The following is a 26,560-nucleotide window of genomic DNA, read 5'->3' as shown; positions in this document are numbered from 1 at the left end:
CGTAAAGCTGTAAAGCCGACATTACGCTCGACAAATGAGGAGCAAATCCATGATCCGTTTCGCTATTCCCGCGCTGGCCATTGCCGCCACCGCTTCGCAGGTACAGGCCGCCGAAGTCCAGATCGTCAGCCAGGGGCCGGTGGTCGAACTGTCGGTGAGCGAAACCGTCGATGCCAAGCCCGACATCGTCGACATCAGCGCCGGCGTGACCAGCCAGGCGCGCACCGCGGTCGAGGCGATGCAGATCAACGCGCGGGAAATGACCGCGGTGATCGACCGCATCAAGGCGCTCGGGATCGATGAAGACGATATCCAGACGACCGGAATCAATCTTGGCGCGCAGTACGATTACGACCAGTCGACCCGCCAGCAGGTGTTCCGCGGCTACCAGGCCTCGAACCGCGTGAGCGTCACCTTGCGCGACGTGAAGCGGGCCGGCGAGGTGCTCGATGCGCTGGTCGCTGCAGGAGCGACTGATATCGGCGGTCCGCGCTTCTCGCTCGACGATGACAGCCCGGCGCGCGCGCAGGCGCGCAAGGCGGCGTTCGACAAGGCGAGGGCACAGGCGGAGGAATATGCCCAATGGTCGGGTTTTGGCGGCGTGAGGCTGCTCGAAGTGAGCGAATCCGTCGCATCGAGCGGACCGATGCCTTTTGCCGAATCGGATGCCCGCCAGGCGATCAAGGTATCGGCGGGGCCGACGCCGGTCGAACCGGGTCTGGTTGGCACGATGGTTTCGCTGACCGTAAAATTCGAGATGACCCGCTAGGCCGGATGAGCGCAAGCACGGACATTCAGTCCTTGTTCAATGCCCCAAGGCTAGGCAGGTTCGCATTATGAAACGCATTTTCGCCTCTTTCCTCGCCTTGGGGCTCGTTACCGGCCCGATCATGGCCGCGCCCGCTGTCGCGCAGCCCCGTTCCGAACAGGGCGAGGCGCGGCGCGAGATGAGTGCGGGCAATATCCTGCAACTGCGCGATATCGAGGCGCGTATCCTGCCGACCATGCGTGGGGCGGAATATCTCGGCCCGGCTTACGATTCGACCGCGATGGCCTATCGCCTGAAGTTTATCAGGGATGGCCGCGTGATGTATGTCGATGTCGATGCGCGCACCGGGAAAGTCCTTCGGCGCAGCCGCTGATTTGCCCCGGTGCAACTCCGTTCAGGTTGACGCGTTCATCTACATGAACGAAACGCGCTTCAAACAATCCGAGGACGGACATTTATGCGGATCCTGATCGTCGAGGATGAGCCCACCCTGGGCCAGCAACTCAAGTCGACGCTCGAGCAGAACGGCTATGCGGTGGATCTGTCCACCGATGGCGAAGACGGCCATTTTCTCGGCAGCACGGAGGATTACGACGCCGTGATCCTCGATCTCGGCCTGCCTGAAATCGACGGGCTGACCGTGCTCGGCATGTGGCGCAAGGAAGGCCGCAAGTTCCCCGTCCTGGTGCTGACCGCGCGCGACAGCTGGTCGGACAAGGTCGCGGGCCTCGATGCAGGAGCGGACGATTACCTCGCCAAACCATTCCAGACCGAGGAACTGATCGCGCGTCTGCGCGCGCTGATCCGCCGCGCATCGGGCAACACGTCGAGCGAACTGACTGCCGGCCATGTCCGGCTGGACACGCGCTCGGGCCGGGTCACGCTCAAGGGTGAACCGGTCAAGCTGACGGCGCAGGAATACAAGCTGCTGAGCTACCTCATGCACCACAAGGGCAAGGTGGTCAGCCGCACCGAACTGATCGAGCATATCTACGATCAGGATTTCGACCGCGATTCGAACACGATCGAGGTCTTCGTCACGCGCATCCGCAAGAAGCTGGGCGCCGAAGTGATCACGACGATCCGTGGACTCGGATACAGTCTCGACGACCCCGCCGACCAGCCGCGCGCCTGATGCTGCGCCCGGCACGGTGCTGAAGGTCGGGCGATCCCCGCCGCCAGACCCGGCTGCCGACAGCCCGGTGACCCTCGCTGCACCGCCCGCGAAGCGCAGTCTTGCGCGGCGCATGATGGCGATCGCCGCGCTATGGATCGGCGTGCTGCTGCTGGGCGGCGGCTTTGCGCTCGACCGGACGCTGGTCCGGCTGGTCGAGGACAATTTCGACGAGCAGCTCGAGTATGTGCAGACCGCGCTGATTACCTCGGCCGAGATCGACAGCTTCGGCGATGTGCAGCTCTACCGTTCGCTTGGCGACCAGCGCTTTCTCGAACCCAATAGCGGCGTTTATTGGCAGATCACTGGCGAGGGGCACCAGCCGTTTCCCAGCCGCAGCCTGTGGGATCGCAGCCTGACGGTCGAGGGCGACCACATCGACAACGAGCCGCATTTCTACAATTCGGACCAGTTCGAGAACGAACCCCTGCGGATCGTCGAACGGACCGTGATCCTACCCGATAGCGACACGCGCTGGACCTTCGCAGTTGCCTCGGCGCGCGGCGAACTCGACTACCAGATTACGCGGATCCGCTCGATCCTCGTCTGGAGTTTCGCCGCCCTGGCGCTTGGCCTGCTGGCGATGGCAATGCTGCAAAGTTGGTACGGCCTTTCGCCGCTACGGCGCGTGCGCAACGCAATCCAGGCCATGCGCACCCACGGCACGAACCGGATTACCGATCCGCTTCCCCTCGAAGTCGAGCCGCTGGTCGATGAGATCAACGCGCTGCTCGCGCATACCGAACAGCAGGCCGAGGAAGCGCGGATGCACGCGGGCAATCTCGCTCATGCGCTCAAGACCCCGCTGACGGTGCTGACCAATGCCGCCACCGCGCACGATCCGCGGCTATCCGACCTCGTCTGCCGCGAAACCAAGACCATGCAGCGCCATGTCGAGCATCATCTGGCGCGCGCGCGCGCGGTTGGTCGCCGCGCCAGCGGGCATGCGCGCGCCGAGGTCTGGCCCAGCGCCGAAAGCGTGCTGCGTGCGGTAACCCGAATCTACGAGGAAACCCGCTTCGACCTCGATGGCAATCGCGATGCCGCGGTCTCGATGGAGCGGCAGGATCTCGACGAGATCCTCGGCAATCTGATCGAGAATGCGGCCAAATATGGCGGGGGCAGCGTGTTCGTCACAATCGACGCCGATCCGGCAGCCAGCCGCTGCATCATCTGGATCGAGGATGACGGTATCGGTATCCCGGAAAGCGAACGCCCGCGCATCTTCGACCGCGGTGCACGGCTTGATACGGGTAAGCCCGGAACCGGACTTGGCCTCGCCATTGTGCGCGATGTGGTCGAGATATACGGCGGCTCGGTCGAGCTGGGCGAGAGCGAGGATTTGGGCGGCCTGCTGGTCAAGCTCACCCTGCCGCGCAGCGCGCTGTAAGCCGGATCTAGCGCCGCGCCGCGCGTTCGTGGTGGCGGATCACCTCGTCGATGATGAAGCGCAGGAATTTCTCGCTGAACTCGGGATCGAGCTCGCTGTCTTCGGCCAACCGGCGCAGCCGCATGATCTGTTCCTGCTCGCGCGCCGGATCGGCGGGGGGCAGCGTGACCCTGGCCTTGTATTCGCCAACCGCCTGCGTGATCCGGAACCGCTCGGCGAGCATATGGATGAGCGCGGCATCGATATTGTCGATGCTTTTGCGAAAGCCGGCAAGGACGGCATCGGTCTGTGGGGCGTCGGACATGCGATCACGCTAACAGCAAATCCCGTCTTGCCAAGAAAGCTTGGGCAGACCATGGCCAAGCCGAAATGTCTGCCGACGTAATCCCCCTGAATCGCGCAGAGCCCGAGGGCTCGATCGAACCCATGCTGGCTCTCACTGCGCAGGGCATGAACCGGGTCAACCAGGTCATCCTCGACCGGATGCAGAGCGAAGTACCGCTGATTCCCGCGCTAGCAGGGCATCTGATCGCGGGCGGGGGCAAGCGCCTGCGCCCGATGCTGACGCTCGCGGGGGCCGAACTGGTCGGTTACAGCGGCACGCGCCAGCACAAGCTCGCCGCCGCAGTGGAGTTCATCCACACCGCGACGCTGCTGCATGACGATGTCGTCGACGGCAGCGACCTGCGCCGCGGCAAGGCGGCAGCCAATATCATCTATGGCAATCCCGCGACCGTGCTGGTCGGCGATTTCCTTTTCAGCCGCTCGTTCGAACTGATGACCGAGGACGGCAGCCTCAAGGTGCTCAAGATCCTCTCGGGCGCGAGCGCGATCATTGCCGAGGGTGAGGTCGACCAGCTCACCGCGCAGCGCAAGATCGACACCAGCGAGGAACGCTACCTCAATATTATTCGCGCCAAGACCGCAGCGCTGTTTGCCGCGGCAAGCCGGATTGCCGCCGTCATTGCCGAGTGCAGCGACGAGCAGGAGCAGGCGCTCGACGAATACGGTCGCAATCTCGGCGTTGCATTCCAGCTGGTCGACGATGCGCTCGATTACGATTCGAACGCCGCTACCATGGGCAAGGATCGCGGCGACGATTTCCGCGAGGGCAAGATGACGCTGCCGGTCATCCTCGCCTATGCCCGCGGCGACGAGGAAGAGCGGGCCTTCTGGAAAGCCGCGATCGGCGGCTTCCGGACCAGCGACGATGACCTCGAACAGGCAATTGCACTGATCGACCGCCATGGCGCGGTCGACGATACCAAACTGCGCGCGCGGCACTTTGCCCAGCGGGCGATCGATGCACTGTCGATCTTCCCCGACAGCACCGCGCGCCAGGCGATGACGCAGGCGGCGCTGTTCGCGGTAGCGCGCGGGTACTGATCCGTCCTAGGGCCACTGGCGTGCCCGCACTGCCGATCCACTCCGTCCTTCCCGAATTGCTTGATGCTCTGCGCGAGCAGACCGGTGCCGTGCTGGTCGCACCGCCCGGCGCGGGCAAGACCACTGCGGTCGCGCCCGCGCTGCTCGACCAGGACTGGTGCAGCGGGACGATAATCCTGACGTCGCCGCGCCGGGTTGCCGCGCGCGCCGCAGCCGAGCGAATGGCGGAAACGCTGGGGGAGAAACCTGGCGAAACGATCGGCTATCTCACCCGCCTCGACAGCAAGCGTTCGGCACGAACCCGCGTGCTCGTCGTGACCGAGGCCATTTTCGTGAACACGATCCTCGCCGATCCCGAACTGTCCGGCATATCGGCGGTGCTGTTCGATGAGGCGCATGAACGCCATCTCGACAGCGACCTCGGGCTGGCGCTGGCGCTCGAAAGCCGCGCGGTGCTGCGCGAGGATTTGCGCGTGCTGGTCATGTCGGCGACTATCGACGGCAGCCGCTTTGCGCGCTTGCTAGGGGATGATGCACCGGTAATCGAAAGCGCCGGCCGGGCCTATCCGCTGCGGATCGAATGGCTGGGCTCGTCGCCGCAGGCCGCAGCCGAGGACGCCATGGCGCAGGCCATCGGCACCGCATGGCGTCAAGAGGAAGGCGACATCCTCGCCTTCCTTCCCGGCGTTCGCGAGATCGATCGCACGCGCGAACGGCTCGAAGCGCGGCTGCCCGCTGCGCTCATCCTGCCCTTGCATGGACAGGTCGACCCGGCGGGCCAGCGCGCGGCGATCAAACGCGATCCCGGGGGGCGGCGCAGGGTGGTGCTCGCAACCGCGATCGCCGAGACGTCGCTCACGCTCGACGGCGTTTCGGTAGTGGTCGATGCGGGGCTATCGCGCAGGGCCGAGTTCGACCGCGTCGCGGGCACCACGCATCTGGTGACGCATCGTGCCAGCCAGGCGGCGGCGTCGCAACGTGCCGGACGCGCAGCGCGGCAGGGCCCGGGCGTGGCTTTCCGTTTGTGGGAGGAAGCGGGGCATGCCGGACGGCCGGCCTACGATCCGCCCGAAATGGTGACGGCCGACCTTGCCCCGCTGGTGCTGGCACTGGCGCAATGGGGCAGCGGCGATCCGGCGGACCTCGCATGGCTCGATCCACCCCCGGAAGCTTCGGTCGGGGCGGCGCGGCAAATGCTGGCGGCGCTGGACGCGCTGGATGAAACCGGCAGGATTACGCCGCGTGGCAGCAAGCTCGCGCAACTGCCGCTCGATCCGCAAGGTGCGGCGACCGTGCTGTTCGGGGCCGAGCATGGCGCAGCTGAGCAAGCCGCGCGGCTGGCACTGTTGCTGCAGGAACGCGGGCTGGGGGGTCCGGGGGAGGATCTGGAAGCGCGCCTCACGCGCTGGAATGCCGATCGCGGTCGCCGGGCCGATGCCAGTCGCAAGCTGGCCGGGCGATGGGCCAAGCGCGCCGCCGACCTTGCCGGTCCGGTATCGACTGGCAATGCGCCGCCGCCTGCGATCCTGCTGGCGGCTGGGCGGCCCGAATTCATTGCCAAGCGGCGCGATGCCAGCGGTGAACAGTGGCTCGCGGCAGGCGGCAGGGGTTTCGTCCTCGATCCGACTTCCCCGCTCGCCCGCGCGGCGTTCATGGTGGTGGGCGATGCGCAGGGGCAAGCGAAGGGCGCGCGGATAACCTCGGGTATTGCTCTGGAAGAGATCGAGCTGGAACGCTGGCTTCCTGACCGTATCGAGCGCCGACAGGTCCTGCGCTGGACGGGGGACCGGGTCGAGGCCTTGCTCGAGCGCAGGCTCGGTGCGATCACGCTGGCGCGCGGTCCCGATCCCGCACCCGACCCCCGCGCAATTGTGGACATGCTTGTGGACAAGGCTCTGGAGAACCTGGCGAAGCTGCTTCCGCAAGCGCTGCTTGCTCGGGCCGGTCATGCCGGCATCGAAAGCCTTTCCAGCGCGGGCCTCGCCGCCAATGCGCATGTGTGGCTCGCACCCCTACTTCAGGGCAGGCGTGATCTGGCGCTGCCGAAGGGCAAGCTGGTCGACGCCGTGCTCGGCCAGATCGATTGGGATAGCCGCCAGCGGCTCGAACGCTTGGCGCCGCGCGCTTTCACCTCGCCTGCAGGGACCACCCACGAGATCGACTACGTGGGTGACGACGCGCCGAGCGTCGAGGTTCGCGTCCAGGCATTGTTCGGATTGGAGCGCCATCCCATGGTTGGCGACACGCCGCTGCTACTCAAGCTGACCAGCCCGGCGGGGCGGCCGATCCAGTCGACCCGCGACCTGCCCGGCTTCTGGCGGGGAAGCTGGGCCGAAGTGCGTAAGGAAATGAAGGGGCGCTATCCCAAGCATCGCTGGCCGGAGGAACCCTGGACCGAAGCGCCAAGTTTGAAGACCAGGAACGCCTTCGACCGCTCGCGCTAGTTGACTTCCACGCCGAAGGCGAGGCAAGGGCGGAGCCTGTTTAGGGCTCATGCGAGGTAGCCAAGCGAGGGGTGTTTGCCGCCCGGCGCCTGAAGGATCGAGAGAAATGTCAGCACGTATCTACCAGCGACCGAAGAACGCCATGCAGTCCGGCCGGGCGCGTACCGACGAATGGGTGCTCGAATTCGAGCAGTCCGAAGCGCGCAAGGCCGATCCGCTGATGGGGTGGACCGGCAGCGGCGATACGCAGGCACAAGTCCAGTTGACCTTCCCGAGCAAGGATGAAGCAAAGGCCTATGCCGAGAAATACGGCATTGTCGCGCGCGTTCACGCGACGCCTGCGAAGAGCCTCAAGCTGCAGGCCTACGCCGACAATTTTCGGTAATTGATTTTTCTCGCTCCCGCCGCCATATGGCGCGCCGGGAGTCGGTCGGACGTTTGCGTTCGCTCACCGGGTCAGGTCCGGAAGGAAGCAGCCCAGGTGGATTGCGGCGGGTCGGCCGGCTCCTTTTTCACCCACAATTCGTATGCGCCATGGCATGACTTTTGCCGCGCCAGTGCCTACCTAGTCGGGCATGGGTGATTCACCGGACAATCCTGACGGCCTTCCGTGGGAAAGCGGGGCCGAAGAGGCCGACACGCCGAGCGTGGCGGAACTCGAGGACGCCGGACAGGAAGCGATGTTCGGCGGTCCGCCAGCTGGCGAGCCCGAGCAGAAAGCCGAGCCTGAGCCCGCGCCCCCAACCGCTCCCGTGACCCAACCGGTTACACCCGATCCGGCGCAGCCCTATCGCGTACTGGCACGCAAGTACCGTCCGCAGACCTTTGCCGAACTTATCGGGCAGGAGGCGATGGTACGTACGCTCGCCAATGCGATTGCGCGCGATCGGTTGGCGCATGCCTTCCTGATGACCGGCGTGCGCGGGGTCGGCAAGACCTCGACCGCGCGGCTGATCGCTAAGGCGCTCAACTGTATCGGTCCGGACGGGCAAGGTGGTCCGACGATCAGCCCCTGCGGCCAATGCGAGCCGTGCCGCGCAATTGCCGAAGGGCGCCATATCGATGTCATCGAAATGGACGCGGCGAGCCATACCGGTGTCGACGACGTGCGCGAGATCATCGAGGCGGTGCGTTATGCGGCGGTTTCGGCGCGCTACAAGATTTACATCATCGACGAAGTCCACATGCTGTCGCGCAATGCCTTCAATGCGCTGCTCAAGACGCTCGAAGAGCCGCCGGCGCATGTGAAGTTCCTTTTCGCCACGACCGAAGTCGAGAAACTGCCGGTCACAGTGCTCAGCCGCACGCAGCGCTTCGATCTGCGGCGGATCCCGGTTGAACTGCTCGAAGCGCATTTTGCGGAAATCTGCCGCAAGGAAGGCGTCGAGGCCGATGCTGAGGCGCTGCATATCGTTGCCAATGCCGCCGAAGGTTCGGTCCGCGACGGGCTTTCGATCCTCGACCAGGCGATCGCGCATGCCGATCTCGATACCGAGGGACGGGTGAGCGCGGCGCGGGTGCGCGACATGCTCGGCCTCGCCGACAAAGGCGCGCAGCGGAGACTGTTCGGCCATATCCTCGAAGGCGAGGGCAAGGCCCTGCTGGAAGCAGTGGACGAGCAATATGCGCTTGGTGTGGAACCGCTTGCACTGATGCGCGCCCAGATGGACGTCGCTCACCGCATCACCGTCGCGCAGGTCTCGGGCAGCGAACCCGAAGGCGCCAGCGCCGACGAACGCGAGCAATTGGCCGAATGGGCATCGCGCCTGCCGGCAGGTCAACTGCACCGGCTGTGGCAATTGCTGCTCAAAGGGCATGAGGAGGTCCGGCTGGCACCCGATCCGCTGGTCGCCCTGCGCATGGCACTGCTGCGGACGCTGCATGCCGGGCAAATGCCCGATCCGGGCACGCTGGCGAAGAAGATCGAGGCGCTCGCGGAAGCTGGGCCGCCTCCTGCATCCGCGCCCGCTGGCGGGGGGGGAGAAGCAGCGCCGACCGCTACCGCGCAACCGGACTGGCAGGGACTGGTCGACGCCATCGATGCATCCGGCCTGTTGCAGGAAGCGAGCATTATGCGTCTGCAGGTGCGGGTCGTCGAGCTTGCCGACGGCATCTTGCGCTACGGGCGCGACGGCAAGTTCACCGACGATATCGCCCCGGTCCTGCGCGAGGCGCTGCATCGCCATACCGGCAAGCGCTGGACGGTCGAGGAAGTGGCCGGCGGTGCCGGTGCGCCGTCGCTGGTCGAAGTGCTCGAAGCGGAACGCACGGCTGCAGCCGCTGCCATGCGCTCGCACCCGCTGGTGAAGGCGGCATTCGATGCCTTCCCCGATGCCGAATTGATCGAAGAAGGCGGCGCGCCCCCCGAGCGCCGCGAAATACCCTGGAGTAGAAAAGCATGAACATGGAAGAAATGCTCGCGCAGGCCAAGCAGGCCGCCGAGACCATCCAGAAGCAGATGGGCGAAGCGCAGGCCAAACTCGACGATATCGAAGTCGAGGGTTCGGCCGGCGGCGGACTGGTCAAGGTGCGCGCGACTGCACGCGGACGCATTCTTGGCGTTGCGATCGACGACAGCCTGATGAAACCCGAAGAAAAGCAGATGGTCGAGGATCTGGTGACCGCGGCGTTCAACGATGCGCGCGACCGGGCCGATCGTGTTTCCGCCGAGGAAATGAACAAAATCCAGCAGGACGTGGGCTTGCCACCGGGTTTCAAACTGCCGGGCATGTGAGCGCGGAGTTCGGACTTCCGAGAGCGAGACGGTGACCCGGCGACCCTTCGTGCGGCATACCATGGGGTGCGCGCCGAGCCGCAAAGGCCGAGTTATTTTGCGCGCGCTCCATCACGCATGATGGGGATGCCCCTTGCGATGGGCCTGGTGGTCGCGCGCGCTGTCGAACGGCCGCCACCCCTTCGCCATATCGCGGATCAAGGGAAGGTCGCACCGTTCGCAATTGGTACGAAAATCCAATCCATCGTGCCACACACGACGCCGGTTTACCCGATGGCCGCTAACTTTGCAGATTACCGAACCCAGCATTGTCCTGACTCCAAAAGGAAATAAATTTCCTCTCCCCACCTCCCGGCGCATATACCTTACCTTAACGAGCGATTCATTGTAATAGTGCGCCATCCACATGACTTTGATGCATGGCGTTGCGTTGCGGGACACGGCTCACCATATTCCTTGCGAACGGCCACGGACGGCCTCGATTTGGAATTTGATTGATGACCCAGACCTATCCCCTCCTGCCTCTGCGCGACATTGTGGTGTTCCCCGGCATGGTGGTCCCGCTATTCGTCGGTCGCGATAAATCGGTCGCTGCGCTCGAAGCGGCGATGGAAGGCAGCAAGGACATCTTCCTCCTCGCGCAGCTCGATCCCGGATGCGACGATCCGGAACGCGACGACCTCTTCGATGTCGGTGTGGTGGCGCAGGTGCTCCAATTGCTCAAACTTCCCGACGGCACCGTGCGCGTGCTGGTCCAGGGCAGTTCGCGCGCGCAGCTCGAGCAGCTGAGCGAACGCGGCGAATATGTCGAAGCGGCGGTGGCCATGAACGACGCGGTCACCGCATCGGGCAGCGAAGTCGTGGCCATGATGCGCCAGGTGGTCGAACAGTTCGGCGAATACGCCAAGCTCAACAAGAAGCTGGGCGAAGAAGCGGCCGAACAGCTGGGCGACATCGACGACGCCGGCGAACTGGCCGACACGATTGCGGCGGCGATCAATGCCAAGGTGTCCGACAAGCAGGCGCTACTGGTCGAGAAGGACCCGCTCAAGCGCCTCGAAATGGTCATGTCCTTCATGGAAGGCGAACTGTCGGTGCTTCAGGTCGAGCGCCGTATTCGCGGCCGGGTGAAGCGTCAGATGGAAAAGACCCAGCGCGAATATTACCTCAACGAGCAATTGAAGGCGATCCAGAACGAGCTTGGCGGCGACGAGGACGGCAGCAACGAGATTGCCGAACTGACCGAGAAGATCGGCAAGACCAAGCTCAGTAAGGAAGCGCGCGAAAAGGCGGAAGCCGAACTCAAGAAGCTCAAGGCGATGCAGCCGATGAGCGCCGAGGCAACTGTCATTCGCAACTACCTAGATGTCCTGCTCGGATTGCCCTGGGGCAAGAAGAGCAAGGTCAAGAAGGACATCGGCGAAGCGCAGCAGGTGCTCGATGCCGACCATTACGGGCTCGAGAAGGTCAAGGACCGGATCATCGAATACCTCGCGGTGCAGGCGCGCACGCGCAAGCTGAAGGGGCCGATCCTGTGTCTCGTCGGCCCGCCGGGCGTCGGCAAGACCTCGCTCGGCAAGAGCATTGCTAAGGCGACGGGCCGCGAATTCGTGCGCCAGTCGCTCGGCGGCGTGCGCGACGAAGCGGAAATCCGCGGACACCGGCGCACCTATATCGGCTCGCTCCCGGGCAAGATCGTCACCAACCTCAAGAAGGCGGGCAAGATCAACCCACTGTTCCTGCTCGACGAGATTGACAAGCTGGGCCAGGACTTCCGCGGCGATCCCGCATCGGCGCTGCTCGAAGTGCTCGATCCCGAACAGAACAGCAAGTTCCAGGACCACTACCTGGAACTCGACCTTGACCTGTCGGACATCATGTTCGTCACCACGGCGAACAGCCTGAACCTGCCGCAGGCGCTGCTCGACCGGATGGAGATCATCCGGCTCGAGGGCTATACCGAGGACGAGAAGGTCGAGATCGCCAAACGCCACCTGCTACCCAAGCAGATCGGCGAGCATGGATTGAAAGCCGGCGAATTCGAACTGACCGAAGACGGGCTGCGCGATCTGATCCGCTATTATACGCGCGAAGCGGGCGTCCGCACGCTCGAGCGTGAACTGGCGCGGCTGGCACGCAAGAGCCTGCGCAAGATTCTCGAAAAGGAAGTCGAGAGCGTCACGATCACTCCCGACAACCTCAGCGACTTTGCCGGGGTGCGCAAATTCAAGCACGGCATGGGCGAGGACGAAGCGCAGGTCGGTGCTGTCACCGGTCTGGCGTGGACCGAAGTGGGCGGCGAATTGCTTACCATCGAAAGTGTCACCACGACCGGTAAGGGCGAGATCAAGACCACCGGCAAGCTCGGCGAGGTGATGAACGAAAGCGTCGCCGCGGCCTTCAGCTTCGTGAAGGCGCGCGCGCCACATTATGGAATCAAGCCAAGCCTGTTCCACCGCCGTAACATCCACATCCATCTTCCCGAAGGCGCAGTGCCCAAGGACGGGCCGAGCGCGGGCGTGGGCATGGTCACTTCGATCGTCTCGACGCTTTCGGGAGTCCCGGTGCGCCCCGATGTGGCAATGACCGGCGAAGTGACGCTACGTGGCCGAGTGCTGGCGATCGGCGGGCTCAAGGAAAAGCTGCTCGCGGCGCTGCGGGGCGGGATCAAGAAGGTCCTCATCCCCGAAGAAAACGTGAAGGACCTCGCCGAGATACCCGCCAATGTGAAGGATGGGTTGGAAATCATTCCCGTCAGCCATGTCGACGAGGTCCTCGCGCAGGCGCTGTGCAGCGTGCCCGAACCGATCGAATGGACCGAGGCCGACGATCTCGCAAGCCAGCCGAGCCACGCACATCCCGCGCCGCCCCCGACAGCACATTAACAAAAGATGTGCTGCGCTGCAGCGAATCGGACGGGCTCCGGCGGCATGCCGGGGTCCGTCCCGCCGCTGCGGGTGAGGTATCGGGATGGTGAATAAGTGCTTCACCCTAATATTAACCGCTTCAGCCCCGGAAGCCGCCGTTTTTAGCCGATTTTGCCTTTGACAGTGCGGGCAAAAAACTCTCAATTTGGGCGTCTTCGCCGAGGCGATTCAGCCAATACCATTTCCCGATAAGAACAAGGGGGTTTTCCTAATGAATAAGAACGACCTGATCAGCGCGGTTGCCGATTCCAGCGGCCTTTCCAAGAGCGATGCAGCGAGCTCCGTCGAAGGCGTGTTCGATGCGATCACCAAGGCCCTGTCGAGCGGTGACGAAGTGCGCCTGGTCGGCTTTGGCACGTTCTCGGTAGCCAAGCGCAAGGCCTCGACGGGCCGCAACCCGCGCACCGGCGAACCGATGACGATCAAGGCATCCAACCAGCCCAAGTTCAAGGCGGGCAAGGGTCTCAAGGACGCAGTCAACTAAGCCGGTTTCTCTCACCGGCGCGCCGCCACGCCTCGCGGTGCGACAATGGGATCGAACTTCGCCGCGCATTCCTACCCGGAATGCGCGGCGTTTTCGTATCGATCAGTCGAAGGCGATCAGCGCGGTCGGCGCCTGCCGTGTCGTGGCCCCGATCGTCCACGAAAGCGACTGGCCCGCGGCGTGTGGGGCAGGGCCTTCGTCGGTATTGTTGGCCAGCACGCGGCCATCGGTCACGATGGTGAAGGTCCCTTCGGGCATGACGATCTGGGGAATGTCCCCGCTCTCATCGGCTTCGGCCATGGCGGCAAGCGCCGCAAGCGAGCCGCCACCGAACATCGGGTTGCTGTCCTGTTGCCGGCTGAAATCCGGCGCATCGACACGGACTTGCGCCCCATCGCGCAGGTTGACGCTGACGAACGCATTGGCGCCCAGCATTCCCTCGATCGTGGGGAAGGTGAAGTCATGCGTGAGAGTGCCGGAAACGGCGAACGCCACGTCGAACACGCCATCGCCCTTATAGGTAACGCGCTGCCAACCGCGCTGGCGTTCGAGCCGTGCGGCCAGTTCCTGTGCCGCCTGCGGGTTCGCCGGATCGATACCGCCCATGACGGCGCGCATCTTTTCGGCTTCGCGGGCCTGTTCGGCCCGGCGATCCTCGGCTCCCGCATCCCATTCCGCCTGCTGCTCGGCGATCTCCGCCTCCGAACATTCGGCCATTTCGAAATCGGCGTCATAACATTCCGCGACGAAGCTTTCGTCGCCGTTGTTGGCCATTTCGGCGAGCTTGCTCAGCGCCAGCATCTGGATCTCGCCGTCATAGGTGAAGGCGAATTGGTCGTCTGCGAACAGCTGCAATTCGCTGGCGAATTTGCCGGGTGACAGCAAGCACCCGCCCAGCAGCAGCGGTGCCAGTAAAGCGATCACGATGCGTTTCATATGAACTCCCCCCCATTCGAATGAATTTACCTTGTGGCGACCGCATAAAGCGCGATGGCTGCCGCGTTCGAGACGTTGAGGCTCTCGATCTGGTCGCCAATCGGCAGCTTGGCCAACGCGTCGCAATGCGATTCGATATTCTGGCGCATCCCTTCGCCTTCCGCGCCCAGCACCAGGGCAACCGGCCCCGCCGGCAGCGCTTCTGCCAGCGTCGCCTCCGCCGCGCCGGTCAGGCCGATGCGCCAGTATCCGGCCTCGGCAATCTGCTCGAGCGCGCGGGCGAGATTGATCACCCGGACCCAGGGCACGGTTTCGAGCGCACCCGATGCGGATTTGGCAATCACCCCGCCTTCGGGCGGCGCATGGCGATCCTGCGTGACCAGTGCCGCCGCCCCGAAAGCCGCGGCCGAGCGCAGGATTGCGCCGACATTATGCGGATCGGTAACCTGGTCGAGCACGATGATGGGACGGGTGGGCTCGCTGTCGAGAACCTCGTCGAGATGGATATCTTCCAGCGCGGCGCATTCGAGCACGAGCCCCTGGTGCGGGGCATCCTTGGCGACCATCCGGGCGAGATCGGCGACATCGGCATATTCGATCGGGAAGTCGGCCGGCAGTTCGCCGTCGAGCGTGTCGATCGCTTCGCGCGTCGCCCACAGCTTCTGATGGACCCGGTCTGGGTTCTTGAGCGCGGCTTCCACCGCATGGCGGCCCCACAGCCGGACCTGCCCGGTGCTCGCGCGCCCGCTGCCGCGACCGCCCTTCATTCGTCCTGCCCGTCCACGGAGCGCGCGCCTGCGTTCGCCTTTGGCCATCAAATTCGTCCTGTCTGCATCATTGGTTGCGGCCTGTGCCAGCGAGGGCATTGACAGGCAAGCGTCGCTTCGCCAAAGGGGCGCCTCTCGGCACGGGGTCGGCTTGTCGACCCCTCGATTTCCTCAGCGAAATGGCCCGTGTGGACAGGTGGCCGAGTGGTTAAAGGCAGCAGACTGTAAATCTGCCCGCGCAAGCGTACGCTGGTTCGAATCCAGCCCTGTCCACCACCCCCCTTTCTTTCAGCATCTATCTGCATCCCCAGAAATCCATGGAAACCGTTGGATTTCTGCGGTATATTACGTCTATTCCGTCCCCACAGAGCCATCGTGATCCACCCGCATCCGAGGCCTAGTGTGGGGAAGGTGTGGGGAAAGACGGACGCTTCCCCACACTTGTATTTTCCGGAACGGCCTGCGGAAATGTGGGGAAGGAAATGGGCAAGCTCACGGCGGTAGCGGTAAAGGCAGCTTTAGCGAATCCGGGCACGTATCAGGATGGGGAAGGTCTTTTCCTCAAAGTTGGGAAAACCGGCTCGGCTTCATGGCTGCTCCGACTCCAGCAAGATGGAAAGCGACGGGACATCGGGGTTGGGAGCGCAAAGCTGGTCACGCTGGCGGAAGCACGGGAGAAAGCGAACGAACTGCGGAAGGCCGTGAAGGTGGAAAAGCGCGATGTTCTTACGGAGCGCAAGGACGAGGCTGCCGCCAAGGTGACCTTCCGCGAAGCCGCTACACAGTATCACTCCGAAAACGAGGCGGGCTGGAAGAGCGCTGTATACGCGCGCCAGTGGCTGGCCAGCCTGGAGAACTACGCCTTCCCCAAGCTTGGCGACATGCCGACCGGCAGTATCGCCGCAGCTGACATCATCGATGTACTCACGCCGATCTGGCAGGAAATCCCAGAAACCGCGCGCCAGGTACGCAACCGGATTTGCGCGGTACTGGATTACGCACACGCCAAGGGCTGGCGGTCGACCGAAGCGCCATCTGGGAACAGTAGCCTGAAAGCGGGGAGGGGCCTGCCACGGCAGATCAAGAAAACCCAGAATCGAAAAGCGATGCCTTACGTCGCTATCCCATCATTCCTGACCGCACTCAGGCGCAAGCCATCCTTCGGACGCTTCGCGCTCGATCTCCTCATCCTGACCGGCACGCGCTCGCAAGAGGTCCGACTCGCCACGTGGGAGGAATTCGATCTGGAAGAACGCCTTTGGACTATCCCCGCCGAACACATGAAGCGAAGCAAGGCGCATGTGGTCCCGCTCTCCAAAGCCGCACTGGGAGTACTCGCGAAGGCGGATGCGTTCCGTGTCGAGGGGGCTGAAGTAGTATTTTCTGGGGCAACGGGCAAAGCGATGTCCGACATGACGCTGCTCAAGGTGCTGCGCGACATGCAGGAACCCTTTCACGTCCACGGTTTCCGCTCGGCATTGACGGACTGGGCGGCAAACGAGGGTTTTCCCAATGCAGTTGTCGAGGCAGCGCTCGCGCATAAAACGCCAGACGCGGTTCAGGCGGCGTATCGCCGCACCACTTACCTCGGCACTAAGGAGAATCCTGGTATGCGTGTGAAGCTCATGGAGGCTTGGGGAGCCTACTGCGCGGGCAACGTAGCGTCATAAGAGGGCAAATTTGAGGGAGCGACTGCTTTCATGTCTAAATGCTTCAAGCTGGATGCGATGGGCGGCAGGCAGTTGAAGCATGCGCTTTAACGGTTCCCTGAAAGTCTTCTGATATCGGAATTGCGTCATGATGCTGGAACCCACGAAAGCAGAGATAGCTCGCAGAAAGAAAGTGGCAGCTCGTTCTGCATTAGCCGATGCCGTCAGCAGGAGTTCGAGCGAGAAAAAGGTTGAGCCTACACGGGCAGATTTTGGACTGCCGCCAGACTTTGATTTTGAAGAATTTGACGCGTTCCTGAAAAAACGGGAGCGGCGTTCGCTTGCCGTAAAGTTGATCATATTCGCAATCCTAGCCGCTGCGTTCGTGTTCGCGTTGCACGATGACAGCGAGGAGCGCAGTTTCCTGACGAGCTATCTGGGGCCAGTTGCTTTTAGCTATGTCCTGATCTTCGTACTGCCTTTCGCAGATTATATGCTGAAATCGATTTATGGCGATGAGGCCTATATCAACGACGCCTGTGATTTCCGCGTCGCATTCCAGAATTGGAAGCATTTCCAGACGGTCTCGGGCGAAGGTTATTGGAGGTCCTTACGCGGCAGAGATCTGGAATGGGCAGCCGCCGGAGTTTTTCGAGAGCGGGGCTGGAAAGTTTCGACAACTGCTACGACAGGAGACGGAGGGGTCGATCTCGTCCTCAAATACGCCAACACGACGTTCTTCTGTCAGTGCAAAGGGCACGTAAAACCAGTATCGGTTGGCGCGGTGCGAGAAATTGCCGGTGTCTGTGCGGCTTCAAGCGCCATTCCAATGTTAATTGTTGTGAATGGGGTCACCGGACCGGCCTTTAAAACAGCTAAAGAGTTGTCGGTGGTCGTATGGGACAGGGCGCAATTGGCGGCATTCGCACGCGGTGATCTTGCACTCAGCTAGTTGTCATCTTCGCCGACTGGGCGGCGAACAAGGCCTTTGCGATTGCGGTGGTCGAAGCAGGTTTCGCCCACAAGACGGCTGACGGAGTGCAGGCTGCCTATCGCCTCACGAACAATCTCGGGACTAAGGATAAGCCAGGCGCGCGATTAGCCTATGGACACACCGGGTGACGACCGCTCGGCACAACAAGATGGAAACCACCGCGCGACCCAGACGACTAACGCTCTGTGCCCCACAGACAGACCACCTGCACCACCGGCGCGCATGGCTTCGCCATGCCGCCTGCCTTCCGGCGAGGATGGGAGGGGGAGGGAAAACCGTAAACCGATGCCCTGGCGCGGGCCAGCGGGCGTCAGCCCGCCACCCGGGGGCGTCTGTTTGCGGTTTCGGGAACGAGAGGGCGACGCCCTTGGCGTTCCCGCGCAAGGATCGCAGCCGCGATCCGCACAAGAAACGGCACCCTTGCGGCGGCGCGAAGCCACCGGACGTCCTGCGCGCGCGACCGGTGCGCCAGCGGGCGTCCGGCAATGAGAGAGGCAAGAGTGCCTGCGTGTTAGCTCAAGAACGCCGCGCACTCAGGAGCGCGAAGCGCGGGACAGAGCGCGTCCTCCAGAAACTCCCGCTCAACCTAGAACTGCTCCTGATCGTCACCCAAATGGGCCGGGACTTCAGGCCCGGTCCGCGAAGCGGATAGAGCAGGTCGCCCGCAGGGCAGCCTGAAAACACAACCGGGATCTGATGATCGCAACACACCGAACAGCCGACAAAGGTCTACGGAAAGGATCACAGACTTACTCAGTGGTAAGGGGCCTAAGGTCTAAACCTGGTGGCGGCGCCAATGGCATGCGGGGCGGGGCAGTACGCCACATCAGCGCGATTTCCTCGTCCGTCAGCCCGTATGCGCGTTCGACCATGGCAGCGAGTCTGCGCTCATATGCAAGCAATTCGATCCGCGCTTGCCTTGCGGGCTCAGCGGTTTCGCTGAAGGCCTCGCGCAATTGACGAAGCTGCGTGGGAGTCAGTCCTTGCCGTTTGGGCAGTGCAGATCGAACAGCAGCGACAAAGCCATCGCTGTCGAGTTTGCTTGGTTCGCGGAGTACGGGAGGGAGGCGCTTAGGTTGGAATGTCTGATCAATCCAATCCGCCATAGCCTTGTCGGCTTTCCGAATAACACCGAGCGCAGTTTGAAGCGCCGCCGAAACTTCCGGCGCCTCCTGCGCATCATTTGGCAGGCAAGGTGGTATGGGAAAGGGTCTAATGAACGAATCCATGAAGCGGAGAGCTTCGTCCTTACCGTGCTGTGCCTTTCGCCAAGAGTACCACCAAGTCAGTGGGGAATTGAGAACCGTTGGTATCCAGGAATCTTCAGAGGAAAGTGCATAGGCGGTATTGTTGATGTAGTGATTGTTATTATCGACAGCAAAACTGTTTGACCAAGTGATCTCTGTGTAGACCAACTTTGGTTGTTCCAGCTTTTCATAATAGGCACAGGGCCGAAGCTCCCACCAGAAACGCCCCTGATCCTCGCGATGCCGCAGGCCTTTGAGTTTGCCTTCTTTGCGGAAGCTCTCGAGTGCCTTGAATCGTCGATGGATCGACGGATAGCGCTGCGCAAAAAGTGCTTCAGCTTCGCTTTCCGATGCGGCGTTTGCCCAGGGCCAAGCATGGTCGCCACTCGACTTCATAACGATCATCCATAGGCCAGCCCATTCCGGTTGCCATCGTTCAATGTCCTGCCCGCGCAGGTAAGGCTTTATGATTTCGGCAGCTTTCGGATCTTCGCTTACCAGTTGGTCGCGGATGGCGGTGTCGATCAGAAACGCCTCGTTAAATCCGGTCTTGATGCCATAAAGCGGGCTAACCCCGGCATATTCCTCCAACGGAACTCCGCGCTCGCAAATTTTCCGGAGAAGAGCGGCGACTTCTGGTGGCTCCAGCACCCATGCCTCTCCAGACAGATCGGAGCGTTCGGCGCGATAAGTTGCCGCTTGGACAGCCGCTGACAAACCTTCCCGGGGAACATCGTCACGCGGGATGACTGCAAGATCGTACTGCTCGGGCGCTGCGTCAGTATCGGGCTTCCGGACCGATATGACGCATGGAAAAACGTCGGCGTCCGGGAACAGATGTCGCGCGTGGCCGAAATCGGCGAGGAACTCGATCCAGACCTCTTCCGCAAACATCCGGCGGAGTTTTTCGGCATAGCCGGCCCTCAGCCACTTGTTGGTCACGACATAGCCCATACGCCCGCCGGGCTTGAGCAAATTGATCCCCTGCTCGTAGAAGTAGACGTAAAGATCGGCACTACCCGCATAAGTATCGAAGGCTTTTGCAAGCGCAGGCTTAATCGCGCTGATCTCTTCCTGACGGACATAAGGCGGATTGCCGATAGCAGCGTCAAATCCACCCGATCGCTCCGGCGAGGAAAAGTCGCTCCACACGCCAGGGAAGGCGACCTCCCAATGGAAAAACCTTTGTTCTGCTGCGATTGCGCGTGCTTCGCGCACGAGACTGTCCGCCAGCGCGCGCCTCCGGTCATCCGGCCGGTGGCTCGGCATAAGGCTGCCCTGGACCGGCTCTGGTCCGCCGAGACCAAGTTCGGTGCGCGTATCCGCCGCAAGCACCTCGATCTCTCCGCTCGCGATCCGGCTGGGGTCACCGAAAGATCCTTCGTGTACCAGCTTCATCGCTTCGGCCCGGTCGAACTTGCGCTCGGCATCGATCGCTCTGGCAACCGCACGCTTAATCTTTGCCGCCTCCTTCTCCTTGCTCGGCCCTTCCTCCATTTGCGCCAGCCGCTTCTCGCCGTCTGCCTGTATGGCATTTGCCGTCTCGCGAGGACGTCGCACGGTTGTTTCCAGCACACCCATGAGGTCGTCTGCCTTGGCGAGACTCAAAATTGCTTCAAGCGGTGCGCTGGTTTCGGATATCTTTGCAAAAAGCGTTTTTGACTGGTCGACCTGCGTAATGTCGGTGTCGGTCAGCCCTTCGATCTCTCCCATGTCCCGTACGACAGCTGCTAGGGATAAAAGGTGCTGATTGGAGATCAGGGCACCGCGTTCCCGCATCCAGTCAAATGTAGGTTGCACCCATGCGCCGAGCACACTGTTGCCGCAGCGCAAATGGTGGTCGAGAAAGGACAACGGTGCCCCGACCGTGAAGCTGTGCAGCCAGAGCGCGACCTTGGCGAGTTCAACTGCCATCGGGTTGAGGTCGACCCCGTGCACGCAGCGCTTGAGTACCATGCGGCGCACGATGTGGCGGTCGTCCAGCTGTTCTTCGACGATAGGCCAGTTATGCGCGCGCGCGTTGGCGATGATCCCCTCTCGCAGATCGGCGATATGCTTGACCAGCGGAGACGTATAGTCGCCCCCGGCCATGCTTTCAGCGTCGCCAACCGCAGTGAGAACCTTGTCTGAAAACCAGTCTACCAGACTGACAAGGAAATGCCCGCTCCCCATGGCCGGGTCGACGATGCGGAGCGAAAGCAGAGACATCGCGGGATCGTGGCCGCGAAGCGTGTCCCCCGTCGCGCCGCTTTCGAGAGCGGCTGCGAACGCTTCGCGCTTCTCGTCGACGAGTGGCCCAACGGTCTTTTCGATGATCAGCGAGACAAGCGGCTCAGGGGTGTAATAAGAGCCCGACCGGTGCCGCGCCTCATTGTCCGAGCGCGGCCGCACCGTTCCGCCTTCTTCGGTTTCGACACCGTATTCGAGAATCGATTCATAGATCGACCCGAGCTGCTGAACCGAAAGATCGCGGTAGTTGATGTAGCGGAGACGTCCATCCTCCTCTCTGTGTGAAAGCGGCAAGATCACCTTGGCGAGCGTATCGTCTGAAAGCTTGATGCGGCTGAGCAACGAGTCACCTTCCGTCGCGAACAAGCCCCCGTTGTAAGGAGGGATGCCCAAATCATCATCGCCTTCGGAAATGGCTCCGAATATCGTTTCGAGGCGAGACCAGTATGCAGTGCTGCGAGCAAGTTGCGCCTGTCCTTGGACATGCCGCTCCTTGATCTCCTCCCGTAACCGGGTGAGGCAATAATCGGCATAAGGGCCGCGCTCGTCAGGCAGCAGGTTCCGGTCTTCTGCGAAAAGGACAAACAACAGGCGATAAAGCAGGTACATGGCCGCTTGGCGGACATCCTCTGCGTACTCATCATCCACCACTTCAGGGCGAAACGGGTCTGCTAACGGGATCGCCATTATTAGTTCGGGGAATACACTGTCGAACACGGTATCCGCCAGATCCTTGCGAACCTTTTCTTCCCACCGCCGCGCATCTTCAATCGCGATCAGATGGAAGCTGCGACCTTGTTCGCTTGGGCGAAAGGCATCCCGCCCGAAGATCAGCAAGAAGAGCCGGAATGCGTGATCGGGATCGATTTGCTCATCGAGAAGATCGGGGTCGCATCCAGGCAACCCGAATACCTTGCCAAGGTCTATCTCGAAGAAGTCTTCGGCGACTGAAAGTGCATTCTGATAATAGAGCCGCCATTGCCGCCCATTGGTCAGAATGCCCCACGGCATCTTTCCATCGGCAATGACGGCAGCACGGCGCAGGTAATGCATTATCTGAGTGGATGGGACGCCCTGCTCCCCCTGTCCCTCGCGATCGAGCGGTCGATCCCAGCGCTTCGCTTCCACAAGCGCCGCGCCGTGGCGAAAGCGTTGCCACGGGTCGAGCGTCTTTGCCCGTTCTGCGGCTTCTTCATCCGCGAATAGCAGGGCATCGGGGACATCCTTGCGTCCCTTGGTCGTCATGTTCTGCTGGACAGATTTGTGTTGCCAACCCAGCATTTCGAGCAAGGGATAGATGAGTTGGTCTTCGGTTTCGGCCTCGGTCGGCTTTTTCCGTCCCGCGTGGTCCAGCAGAAGTGTCCGCGCCTCGTTCCATAGCAGTCCAACTGCATCACTTGCGAGGCTTTGCCATTCAGGGGTTTCGGCAATCCCTTCCTTCAGCCAATCACGAGTAAATAATGCGCCCTGAAACACAGCCACCCTCCCTGCTGCCAGCGAAGTAGCGGATCTACCGTTCAATTACACCCGGCCTGTGCCGCTCGTGCACAGCGAACTGCGGGGCAGCCAGACTCGCCAAGCCATTGCATGCTCAAAGGCTTACCAGTCCACAGCTTGCTTTGGACTTCGATCTCGTGGGGAGGGCAGTGCGCTCGACGACAAGGCAACACCAACTCAAGTACGCTGGGACACTGTGCGAGATTTCGGATTGGGGCCAATTACGGACCGTCTGCCAGTGGGCGAAGTCCCCAACCCAAGAGACATTGAACCGCGTTAAGCTGCGGCACGCGAAAAACCGGCTGAAGCAGCGTAGATTGCTTCATCCGGTAATCGCCTCCTTTGCAAACACTGACGCACCCCAGTCAGCAGTCCGGCAGGTCATCCAGATTGTTTTTGTTGGTCTCGTCCCGGTCCGTCCGCAGATATTTGCCGTTGGGACCTTGAACGACTCGGATCCGAGTTTCCGGATAGTGCGTCCAATTGACACAGTACTCGTGAGTACCGTTTTCAATATCACGGATCGCATCGACCTTCGCTCGCGGAGACCACGGTTGACCGGAATTGCAAAGGCGAGTGATGTCGCCATCCTTGTCTTTGCCAGTCTGGCGCACATAACGCTTTGCCATAATAGTTCTTCCTTAACATTTGCTGGTTGTTGAAGCGGAGCGAGGCATCGCTCCGCTTCAGCGATTACTTCCGGTTGGGACGCTGCGTGAGCGCCGACGCTGCTGCCGACTTCGCGGCCTTGCTTGACTTAGGGTCGCGCAAAACCTTGGACGCCGCAGAAGCCGCCTTCTTGCTCGTCACTTCCGAATTGCTCTTCCTTCCCGCCATTCCAAATCACCTCCTTTCGATTGACATTCTGCTGATTCGTCGTAAAAACATCTACGAAACCGTAGGGCAATATGGCAAAAAACAAGCGCCCCGGAGTGGGCGCGCTTCTATCTACCATTGCGTAGGCTTAACTAGTTTTGTCCCGTAGGTCAAGGAGCGTGATGAACGAGGATCAATTCGGAGAGCGGTTGACGAAGGCCCGCGAAAAGCGCGAGCTTACTCAAGCGGATCTTGCCAAGAAGGCCAGTCTGCAAGTTGCCGCTATTGGACACTTTGAACGTGGTCGCCGCAAACCTTCGTTTGCAAATGTGCGGGCGCTCGCAAAGGCACTCAATGTGAGCTCGGACTACCTGCTCGGGCGGACCGAAAACATGGCTGGCGCCACGACTGCATTCCGCGGCGAAGAGGACCTTACTGACGCAGACCGCGAGCATATCCAGCTCATGATAAATCTCATGCGCGAGAGACGCGAGCAGTCGGATCAGTGAGGGGGTTTCGGCCGGAATGGGCGCGCAAGCTTGGCGAGCGAAAGGCCCGAGAGTTCGGCTTCGATTCCTTCCCGATCGATCCCTTCGCGATCGCTGCTGACGAGGATATTTTTGTCGAAGAGCACAAAGCCGCTCAGCCCGGGGTTAGTGGCGGCATCATTTTCGACGGCCCGAATGTCGGCATCTTTTACTCTACCGCGATCAAGAGTCCTGGATTTCATCGCTTCACCATCGGTCACGAGCTGGGGCATTATTTCCTTCCAGGCCACCCCGAGGAATTGCAGAAGGTCGGTCCACTGCATGCATCGAAGGCTGGGTTCTCCGCAGGCGATCGGCCTATCGAAATTGAAGCAGATCACTTTTCGTCTGGTCTGCTTCTCCCGGGCAAGCTTGTTCGCAGCACCCTCGACGATGCGCCGATAGGCCTTTCTGGGATAGAAATGCTTGCCGAACTGTCCGAATGCTCTCTGACCGCTTCTGCCATCAGGTCTGCTGAATGCAGTCCTTATCCAATGGCCGTCGTGGTCAGCCAAGCTGACAGGATATGCTACGGATTCCTGTCCGAGGGCTTCAAGCAACTAGGACCCCGGGCATACCCTCGGAAAGGCGATCTCCTGCCTGCTTCGGCGACCAGACAGTTCAATGCCGCACCTGCAAATGTGATCTCTGGCGCCAGAGCTAGCGGTGAGACTACGGTCTCGGACTGGTTCGAGGGTTCGTCATACACCGTTCTTGATGAAGAGGTGATCGGTCTAGGTTCCTACGGCTTCACTTTGACCGTGTTTTCAAGCGAAGAGCTTCCTGAAGACCCGTACGAAATCGAGGACGAAGAGACCGATTTAATCGAAAGCTACCAGCCTAAATTTGCCCGTGGGCGGTGACTGAATTTGGGCCGTTTCCGGAATGTCGGCTGTGAAGCTCCGGACAGGGCAAAGCTGACGGTCCGTTGGGTTTCTGCCTCGGCCAGTAGCCTCTCTTATTTTACACCAGACATGCCCCGCCACATTGCCGGCAAAATTCGCCGGTCATTTGTGCGGCGTCGATGCGATTTACACGGATGCCCTTCTGCAATATCCAGCAGTATATGAGCAAACGCGACCCTAACCTTGTCACTTCCGGCCTATCGGGTAGCCAATCGAAAGATGGGGTTTCTGTCGAGGTGAACATTTTTCGTCTGGAGGACGAAGGTCAATGGACCCTCGAAGTCGTCAATGAGAAGGGTACCTCGATCGTTTGGGATGACCAGTTCGCAGATGATGACGCGGCATTCAGGGCGTTCGAGCAGGTAGTCGCTGATGAAGGTATGGCGACCTTTCTTGATAGCGCCAATGTCATCCCATTTCCCGGCCAGTGAAAGTGACCAGAATTCCCGTGAACCAATCCGACGTATGAATCGTCTGACCGGCTTGGTTTCGGGCGCCGGTAGTTTAGCTGCCATATCGTGGCGAGTTCTGGGCCGCTTCGAGACAGTCTGGTTTCGGGAGCTTTCCTAAGAAAACGGACAATCCGGTCGCGATTCAAATCGCGGCGCCGTGTCCCATCCACATCGCATTCAAAGACAAGCCCACCAGCTAGCGACATAACTCACGTTCCCTGCCATTTCGAAGACAATGCCTGTCGCAATGAGGTGCAAGCGATCGCTGCCTTACTGATTTTTATCGGAATGGTTGCGCCTATCCGGTTTCGGCCTGTGCGTTACGGGCAGCAGCAATCGCCGCTGCAAGCTCTTTTGCTGGACCCACTCCCCAGTAGTGGAGGAAGTAAAACATCGGTTCACCGCCGATCATGTGGTTATGCAATGCTACGATATGGATATCCCGCTCGCGCAGTGCGCGGAGCACGGGCTGGACTTCGTCCTCGGTCATGATGAAGTCACCATCCACGGCGGCAAGGTCGTTGGTGCCCGAGAACGCCGCCCAGGTCGTAAGCCCCATCGAACCACCGATCTCAACGCCGTGCATGCGGCCTTGGCGAGCGAAGGTGTATTTCACGACACCATCGGCGATGCTTGGCTCGGTGCCCAAGATTTCGCTCAGCGCCAGGGCTTCGATCGTGCCGTTTGCATCCGGCGTCATGCCACCGAAACTGCGCTGCGGCGTCGGCGAGGCGGCGCGCACTTCCTTGATGGCATCCCAGACGGCTTTTACACCCGCTGCCATCTTGGCGGTTTCCCCATGCCCGCCGATATGCATAAAATAGACCGGCGGATCGTCGAATATGAAATGATTGTGCAGCGCGGTGACGGTCAACCCGTTGGCGAGGGCAGCGTCCATCGCGGCTGTTATCTCATCCTCGAATACGACCGTGTCGCCCATGACCATCACTCCGCCATCGACGGGTTTGAAGGCAGCCCATGAGCCGAGACCTGCCGGGGGATCGAGGCGCATGCCGTCGACCATCACCGGCACGTCGGCGCGCGTCCAACCGATGCGTGCGACCCCATCGTCGGTCATGGTGACCTCCGAGTGCGATGCCTCGAAAATCAGTGCCTCGAGATTGCCGAGATTATCCTGCGCGTGAAGAGCCGCCGACATCGCTGATAGCGATAGAGCCAAGCCGCCGACGAACAATGTTCTGCGTAATTGCTTCATCTTAGTTCTCCTTGGAT

The 26,560-nt window shown here is 61.5% G+C and carries 23 protein-coding genes, 1 tRNA gene and 1 other RNA gene; 19 read left to right on the top strand and 6 right to left on the bottom strand.

The window, feature by feature from the left end:
- Positions 1-49: 49 nt before the first annotated feature.
- From J2S32_RS04670 to J2S32_RS04655, 4 genes are all read left to right on the top strand, one after another.
- Positions 50-769 (top strand): SIMPL domain-containing protein, encoded by a 720-nt coding sequence (locus tag J2S32_RS04670; protein ID WP_253517094.1) that lies wholly within the window; start codon positions 50-52, stop codon positions 767-769.
- Between the two features lie 67 nt (positions 770-836).
- Positions 837-1,142, top strand: coding sequence for a PepSY domain-containing protein (locus J2S32_RS04665; RefSeq protein WP_253517091.1), 306 nt, complete (start codon positions 837-839; stop codon positions 1,140-1,142).
- Positions 1,143-1,226: 84 nt separating this feature from the next.
- A complete protein-coding gene (locus J2S32_RS04660; RefSeq protein WP_253517088.1) occupies positions 1,227-1,904 on the top strand; it encodes a response regulator transcription factor in 678 nt (225 codons plus the stop codon).
- A gap of 112 nt (positions 1,905-2,016) precedes the next feature.
- Positions 2,017-3,333 (top strand): sensor histidine kinase, encoded by a 1,317-nt coding sequence (locus tag J2S32_RS04655; RefSeq protein WP_253522936.1) that lies wholly within the window; start codon positions 2,017-2,019, stop codon positions 3,331-3,333.
- Between the two features lie 7 nt (positions 3,334-3,340).
- Here the strand turns inward: J2S32_RS04655 and J2S32_RS04650 are convergent, their stop codons facing one another.
- Positions 3,341-3,637: a chorismate mutase gene (locus J2S32_RS04650; RefSeq protein WP_253517085.1), complete on the bottom strand. Its 297-nt coding sequence runs from the start codon at positions 3,635-3,637 to the stop codon at positions 3,341-3,343.
- Between the two features lie 65 nt (positions 3,638-3,702).
- Here J2S32_RS04650 and J2S32_RS04645 point away from each other — a divergent pair, with 65 nt between their 5' ends.
- From J2S32_RS04645 to J2S32_RS04610, 8 genes are all read left to right on the top strand, one after another.
- A complete protein-coding gene (locus J2S32_RS04645; RefSeq protein WP_253517083.1) occupies positions 3,703-4,719 on the top strand; it encodes a polyprenyl synthetase family protein in 1,017 nt (338 codons plus the stop codon).
- Positions 4,720-4,739: 20 nt separating this feature from the next.
- A complete protein-coding gene (gene hrpB, locus J2S32_RS04640; protein WP_253517081.1) occupies positions 4,740-7,163 on the top strand; it encodes an ATP-dependent helicase HrpB in 2,424 nt (807 codons plus the stop codon).
- Between the two features lie 106 nt (positions 7,164-7,269).
- Positions 7,270-7,548: an ETC complex I subunit gene (locus tag J2S32_RS04635; RefSeq protein ID WP_253517078.1), complete on the top strand. Its 279-nt coding sequence runs from the start codon at positions 7,270-7,272 to the stop codon at positions 7,546-7,548.
- 34 nt (positions 7,549-7,582) lie between these two features.
- An RNA gene (gene ffs / locus J2S32_RS04630) (signal recognition particle sRNA small type) lies at positions 7,583-7,677 on the top strand.
- A 61-nt stretch (positions 7,678-7,738) separates the two neighbouring features.
- Entirely contained in the window at positions 7,739-9,565 is a 1,827-nt protein-coding gene (locus J2S32_RS04625; protein WP_253517076.1) for a DNA polymerase III subunit gamma/tau, read from the top strand.
- Complete coding sequence (locus J2S32_RS04620) at positions 9,562-9,897, top strand: YbaB/EbfC family nucleoid-associated protein (protein WP_420493518.1); 336 nt, start codon at positions 9,562-9,564, stop codon at positions 9,895-9,897. The genes J2S32_RS04625 and J2S32_RS04620 overlap by 4 nt, the downstream gene beginning before the upstream one ends.
- 497 nt (positions 9,898-10,394) lie before the next feature.
- Positions 10,395-12,782, top strand: a complete 2,388-nt coding sequence (gene lon, locus J2S32_RS04615; RefSeq protein WP_253517063.1) for an endopeptidase La — start codon at positions 10,395-10,397, stop codon at positions 12,780-12,782.
- Between the two features lie 253 nt (positions 12,783-13,035).
- A complete protein-coding gene (locus J2S32_RS04610; protein WP_253517060.1) occupies positions 13,036-13,308 on the top strand; it encodes an HU family DNA-binding protein in 273 nt (90 codons plus the stop codon).
- 102 nt (positions 13,309-13,410) lie between these two features.
- Here J2S32_RS04610 and J2S32_RS04605 read toward each other — a convergent pair whose 3' ends face one another.
- Together J2S32_RS04605 and rlmB are read right to left on the bottom strand one after the other, a co-directional pair.
- On the bottom strand, positions 13,411-14,244 hold the full coding sequence (locus J2S32_RS04605; RefSeq protein WP_253517058.1) for a hypothetical protein: 834 nt from the start codon (positions 14,242-14,244) through the stop codon (positions 13,411-13,413).
- Between the two features lie 26 nt (positions 14,245-14,270).
- Entirely contained in the window at positions 14,271-15,059 is a 789-nt protein-coding gene (rlmB, locus tag J2S32_RS04600) for a 23S rRNA (guanosine(2251)-2'-O)-methyltransferase RlmB (protein ID WP_253517054.1), read from the bottom strand.
- 142 nt (positions 15,060-15,201) lie between these two features.
- Here rlmB and J2S32_RS04595 point away from each other — a divergent pair.
- From J2S32_RS04595 to J2S32_RS04585, 3 genes are all read left to right on the top strand, one after another.
- A tRNA-Tyr gene (locus J2S32_RS04595) sits at positions 15,202-15,287 on the top strand.
- A 206-nt stretch (positions 15,288-15,493) separates the two neighbouring features.
- Complete coding sequence (locus tag J2S32_RS04590; protein WP_253517050.1) at positions 15,494-16,681, top strand: tyrosine-type recombinase/integrase; 1,188 nt, start codon at positions 15,494-15,496, stop codon at positions 16,679-16,681.
- Positions 16,682-16,808: 127 nt separating this feature from the next.
- Entirely contained in the window at positions 16,809-17,612 is an 804-nt protein-coding gene (locus tag J2S32_RS04585; protein WP_253517040.1) for a restriction endonuclease, read from the top strand.
- A 791-nt stretch (positions 17,613-18,403) separates the two neighbouring features.
- On the opposite strand, the gene J2S32_RS15815 is transcribed toward J2S32_RS04585, so the two are convergent.
- Together J2S32_RS15815 and J2S32_RS04575 are read right to left on the bottom strand one after the other, a co-directional pair.
- On the bottom strand, positions 18,404-22,612 hold the full coding sequence (locus J2S32_RS15815) for an Eco57I restriction-modification methylase domain-containing protein (RefSeq protein ID WP_253517037.1): 4,209 nt from the start codon (positions 22,610-22,612) through the stop codon (positions 18,404-18,406).
- A 380-nt stretch (positions 22,613-22,992) separates the two neighbouring features.
- Positions 22,993-23,256 (bottom strand): DUF3892 domain-containing protein, encoded by a 264-nt coding sequence (locus J2S32_RS04575; RefSeq protein WP_253517027.1) that lies wholly within the window; start codon positions 23,254-23,256, stop codon positions 22,993-22,995.
- An 86-nt stretch (positions 23,257-23,342) separates the two neighbouring features.
- Here J2S32_RS04575 and J2S32_RS04570 point away from each other — a divergent pair, with 86 nt between their 5' ends.
- From J2S32_RS04570 to J2S32_RS04555, 4 genes are all read left to right on the top strand, one after another.
- A complete protein-coding gene (locus tag J2S32_RS04570) occupies positions 23,343-23,612 on the top strand; it encodes a hypothetical protein (protein ID WP_253517023.1) in 270 nt (89 codons plus the stop codon).
- 13 nt (positions 23,613-23,625) lie between these two features.
- Positions 23,626-23,952: a helix-turn-helix domain-containing protein gene (locus J2S32_RS04565; RefSeq protein WP_253517021.1), complete on the top strand. Its 327-nt coding sequence runs from the start codon at positions 23,626-23,628 to the stop codon at positions 23,950-23,952.
- Positions 23,949-24,833, top strand: a complete 885-nt coding sequence (locus J2S32_RS04560) for an ImmA/IrrE family metallo-endopeptidase (RefSeq protein ID WP_253517019.1) — start codon at positions 23,949-23,951, stop codon at positions 24,831-24,833. Before J2S32_RS04565 ends, J2S32_RS04560 begins: the two co-directional genes overlap by 4 nt.
- A gap of 203 nt (positions 24,834-25,036) precedes the next feature.
- Positions 25,037-25,306, top strand: a complete 270-nt coding sequence (locus J2S32_RS04555; RefSeq protein ID WP_119512645.1) for a hypothetical protein — start codon at positions 25,037-25,039, stop codon at positions 25,304-25,306.
- A gap of 319 nt (positions 25,307-25,625) precedes the next feature.
- On the opposite strand, the gene J2S32_RS04550 is transcribed toward J2S32_RS04555, so the two are convergent.
- On the bottom strand, positions 25,626-26,543 hold the full coding sequence (locus J2S32_RS04550; RefSeq protein WP_225081837.1) for a DUF1259 domain-containing protein: 918 nt from the start codon (positions 26,541-26,543) through the stop codon (positions 25,626-25,628).
- Between the last annotated feature and the right edge of the window lie 17 nt (positions 26,544-26,560).

The organism is Qipengyuania citrea (genome assembly GCF_024171405.1).
Lineage (GTDB): Bacteria > Pseudomonadota > Alphaproteobacteria > Sphingomonadales > Sphingomonadaceae > Qipengyuania > Qipengyuania profunda.
This window is presented reverse-complemented; position numbering and strand designations above follow the sequence as displayed.

What these genes read in the sequence shown, in the direction of transcription:
- J2S32_RS04645 (WP_253517083.1), top strand. Translation starts at nt 3,703, where the DNA reads ATGTCTGCCGACGTAATCCCCCTGAATCGCGCAGAGCCCGAGGGCTCG.
- J2S32_RS04665 (WP_253517091.1), top strand. Translation starts at nt 837, where the DNA reads ATGAAACGCATTTTCGCCTCTTTCCTCGCCTTGGGGCTCGTTACCGGC.
- J2S32_RS04555 (WP_119512645.1), top strand. Translation starts at nt 25,037, where the DNA reads ATGAGCAAACGCGACCCTAACCTTGTCACTTCCGGCCTATCGGGTAGC.
- rlmB (WP_253517054.1), bottom strand. Translation starts at nt 15,059, where the DNA reads ATGGCCAAAGGCGAACGCAGGCGCGCGCTCCGTGGACGGGCAGGACGA.
- J2S32_RS04660 (WP_253517088.1), top strand. Translation starts at nt 1,227, where the DNA reads ATGCGGATCCTGATCGTCGAGGATGAGCCCACCCTGGGCCAGCAACTC.
- J2S32_RS04635 (WP_253517078.1), top strand. Translation starts at nt 7,270, where the DNA reads ATGTCAGCACGTATCTACCAGCGACCGAAGAACGCCATGCAGTCCGGC.
- lon (WP_253517063.1), top strand. Translation starts at nt 10,395, where the DNA reads ATGACCCAGACCTATCCCCTCCTGCCTCTGCGCGACATTGTGGTGTTC.
- J2S32_RS04550 (WP_225081837.1), bottom strand. Translation starts at nt 26,543, where the DNA reads ATGAAGCAATTACGCAGAACATTGTTCGTCGGCGGCTTGGCTCTATCG.
- J2S32_RS04650 (WP_253517085.1), bottom strand. Translation starts at nt 3,637, where the DNA reads ATGTCCGACGCCCCACAGACCGATGCCGTCCTTGCCGGCTTTCGCAAA.
- J2S32_RS04625 (WP_253517076.1), top strand. Translation starts at nt 7,739, where the DNA reads ATGGGTGATTCACCGGACAATCCTGACGGCCTTCCGTGGGAAAGCGGG.
- J2S32_RS04565 (WP_253517021.1), top strand. Translation starts at nt 23,626, where the DNA reads ATGAACGAGGATCAATTCGGAGAGCGGTTGACGAAGGCCCGCGAAAAG.
- J2S32_RS04585 (WP_253517040.1), top strand. Translation starts at nt 16,809, where the DNA reads ATGATGCTGGAACCCACGAAAGCAGAGATAGCTCGCAGAAAGAAAGTG.
- J2S32_RS04655 (WP_253522936.1), top strand. Translation starts at nt 2,017, where the DNA reads ATGATGGCGATCGCCGCGCTATGGATCGGCGTGCTGCTGCTGGGCGGC.
- J2S32_RS04620 (WP_420493518.1), top strand. Translation starts at nt 9,562, where the DNA reads ATGAACATGGAAGAAATGCTCGCGCAGGCCAAGCAGGCCGCCGAGACC.
- J2S32_RS04590 (WP_253517050.1), top strand. Translation starts at nt 15,494, where the DNA reads ATGGGCAAGCTCACGGCGGTAGCGGTAAAGGCAGCTTTAGCGAATCCG.
- J2S32_RS04605 (WP_253517058.1), bottom strand. Translation starts at nt 14,244, where the DNA reads ATGAAACGCATCGTGATCGCTTTACTGGCACCGCTGCTGCTGGGCGGG.
- J2S32_RS04575 (WP_253517027.1), bottom strand. Translation starts at nt 23,256, where the DNA reads ATGGCAAAGCGTTATGTGCGCCAGACTGGCAAAGACAAGGATGGCGAC.
- J2S32_RS04610 (WP_253517060.1), top strand. Translation starts at nt 13,036, where the DNA reads ATGAATAAGAACGACCTGATCAGCGCGGTTGCCGATTCCAGCGGCCTT.
- J2S32_RS04670 (WP_253517094.1), top strand. Translation starts at nt 50, where the DNA reads ATGATCCGTTTCGCTATTCCCGCGCTGGCCATTGCCGCCACCGCTTCG.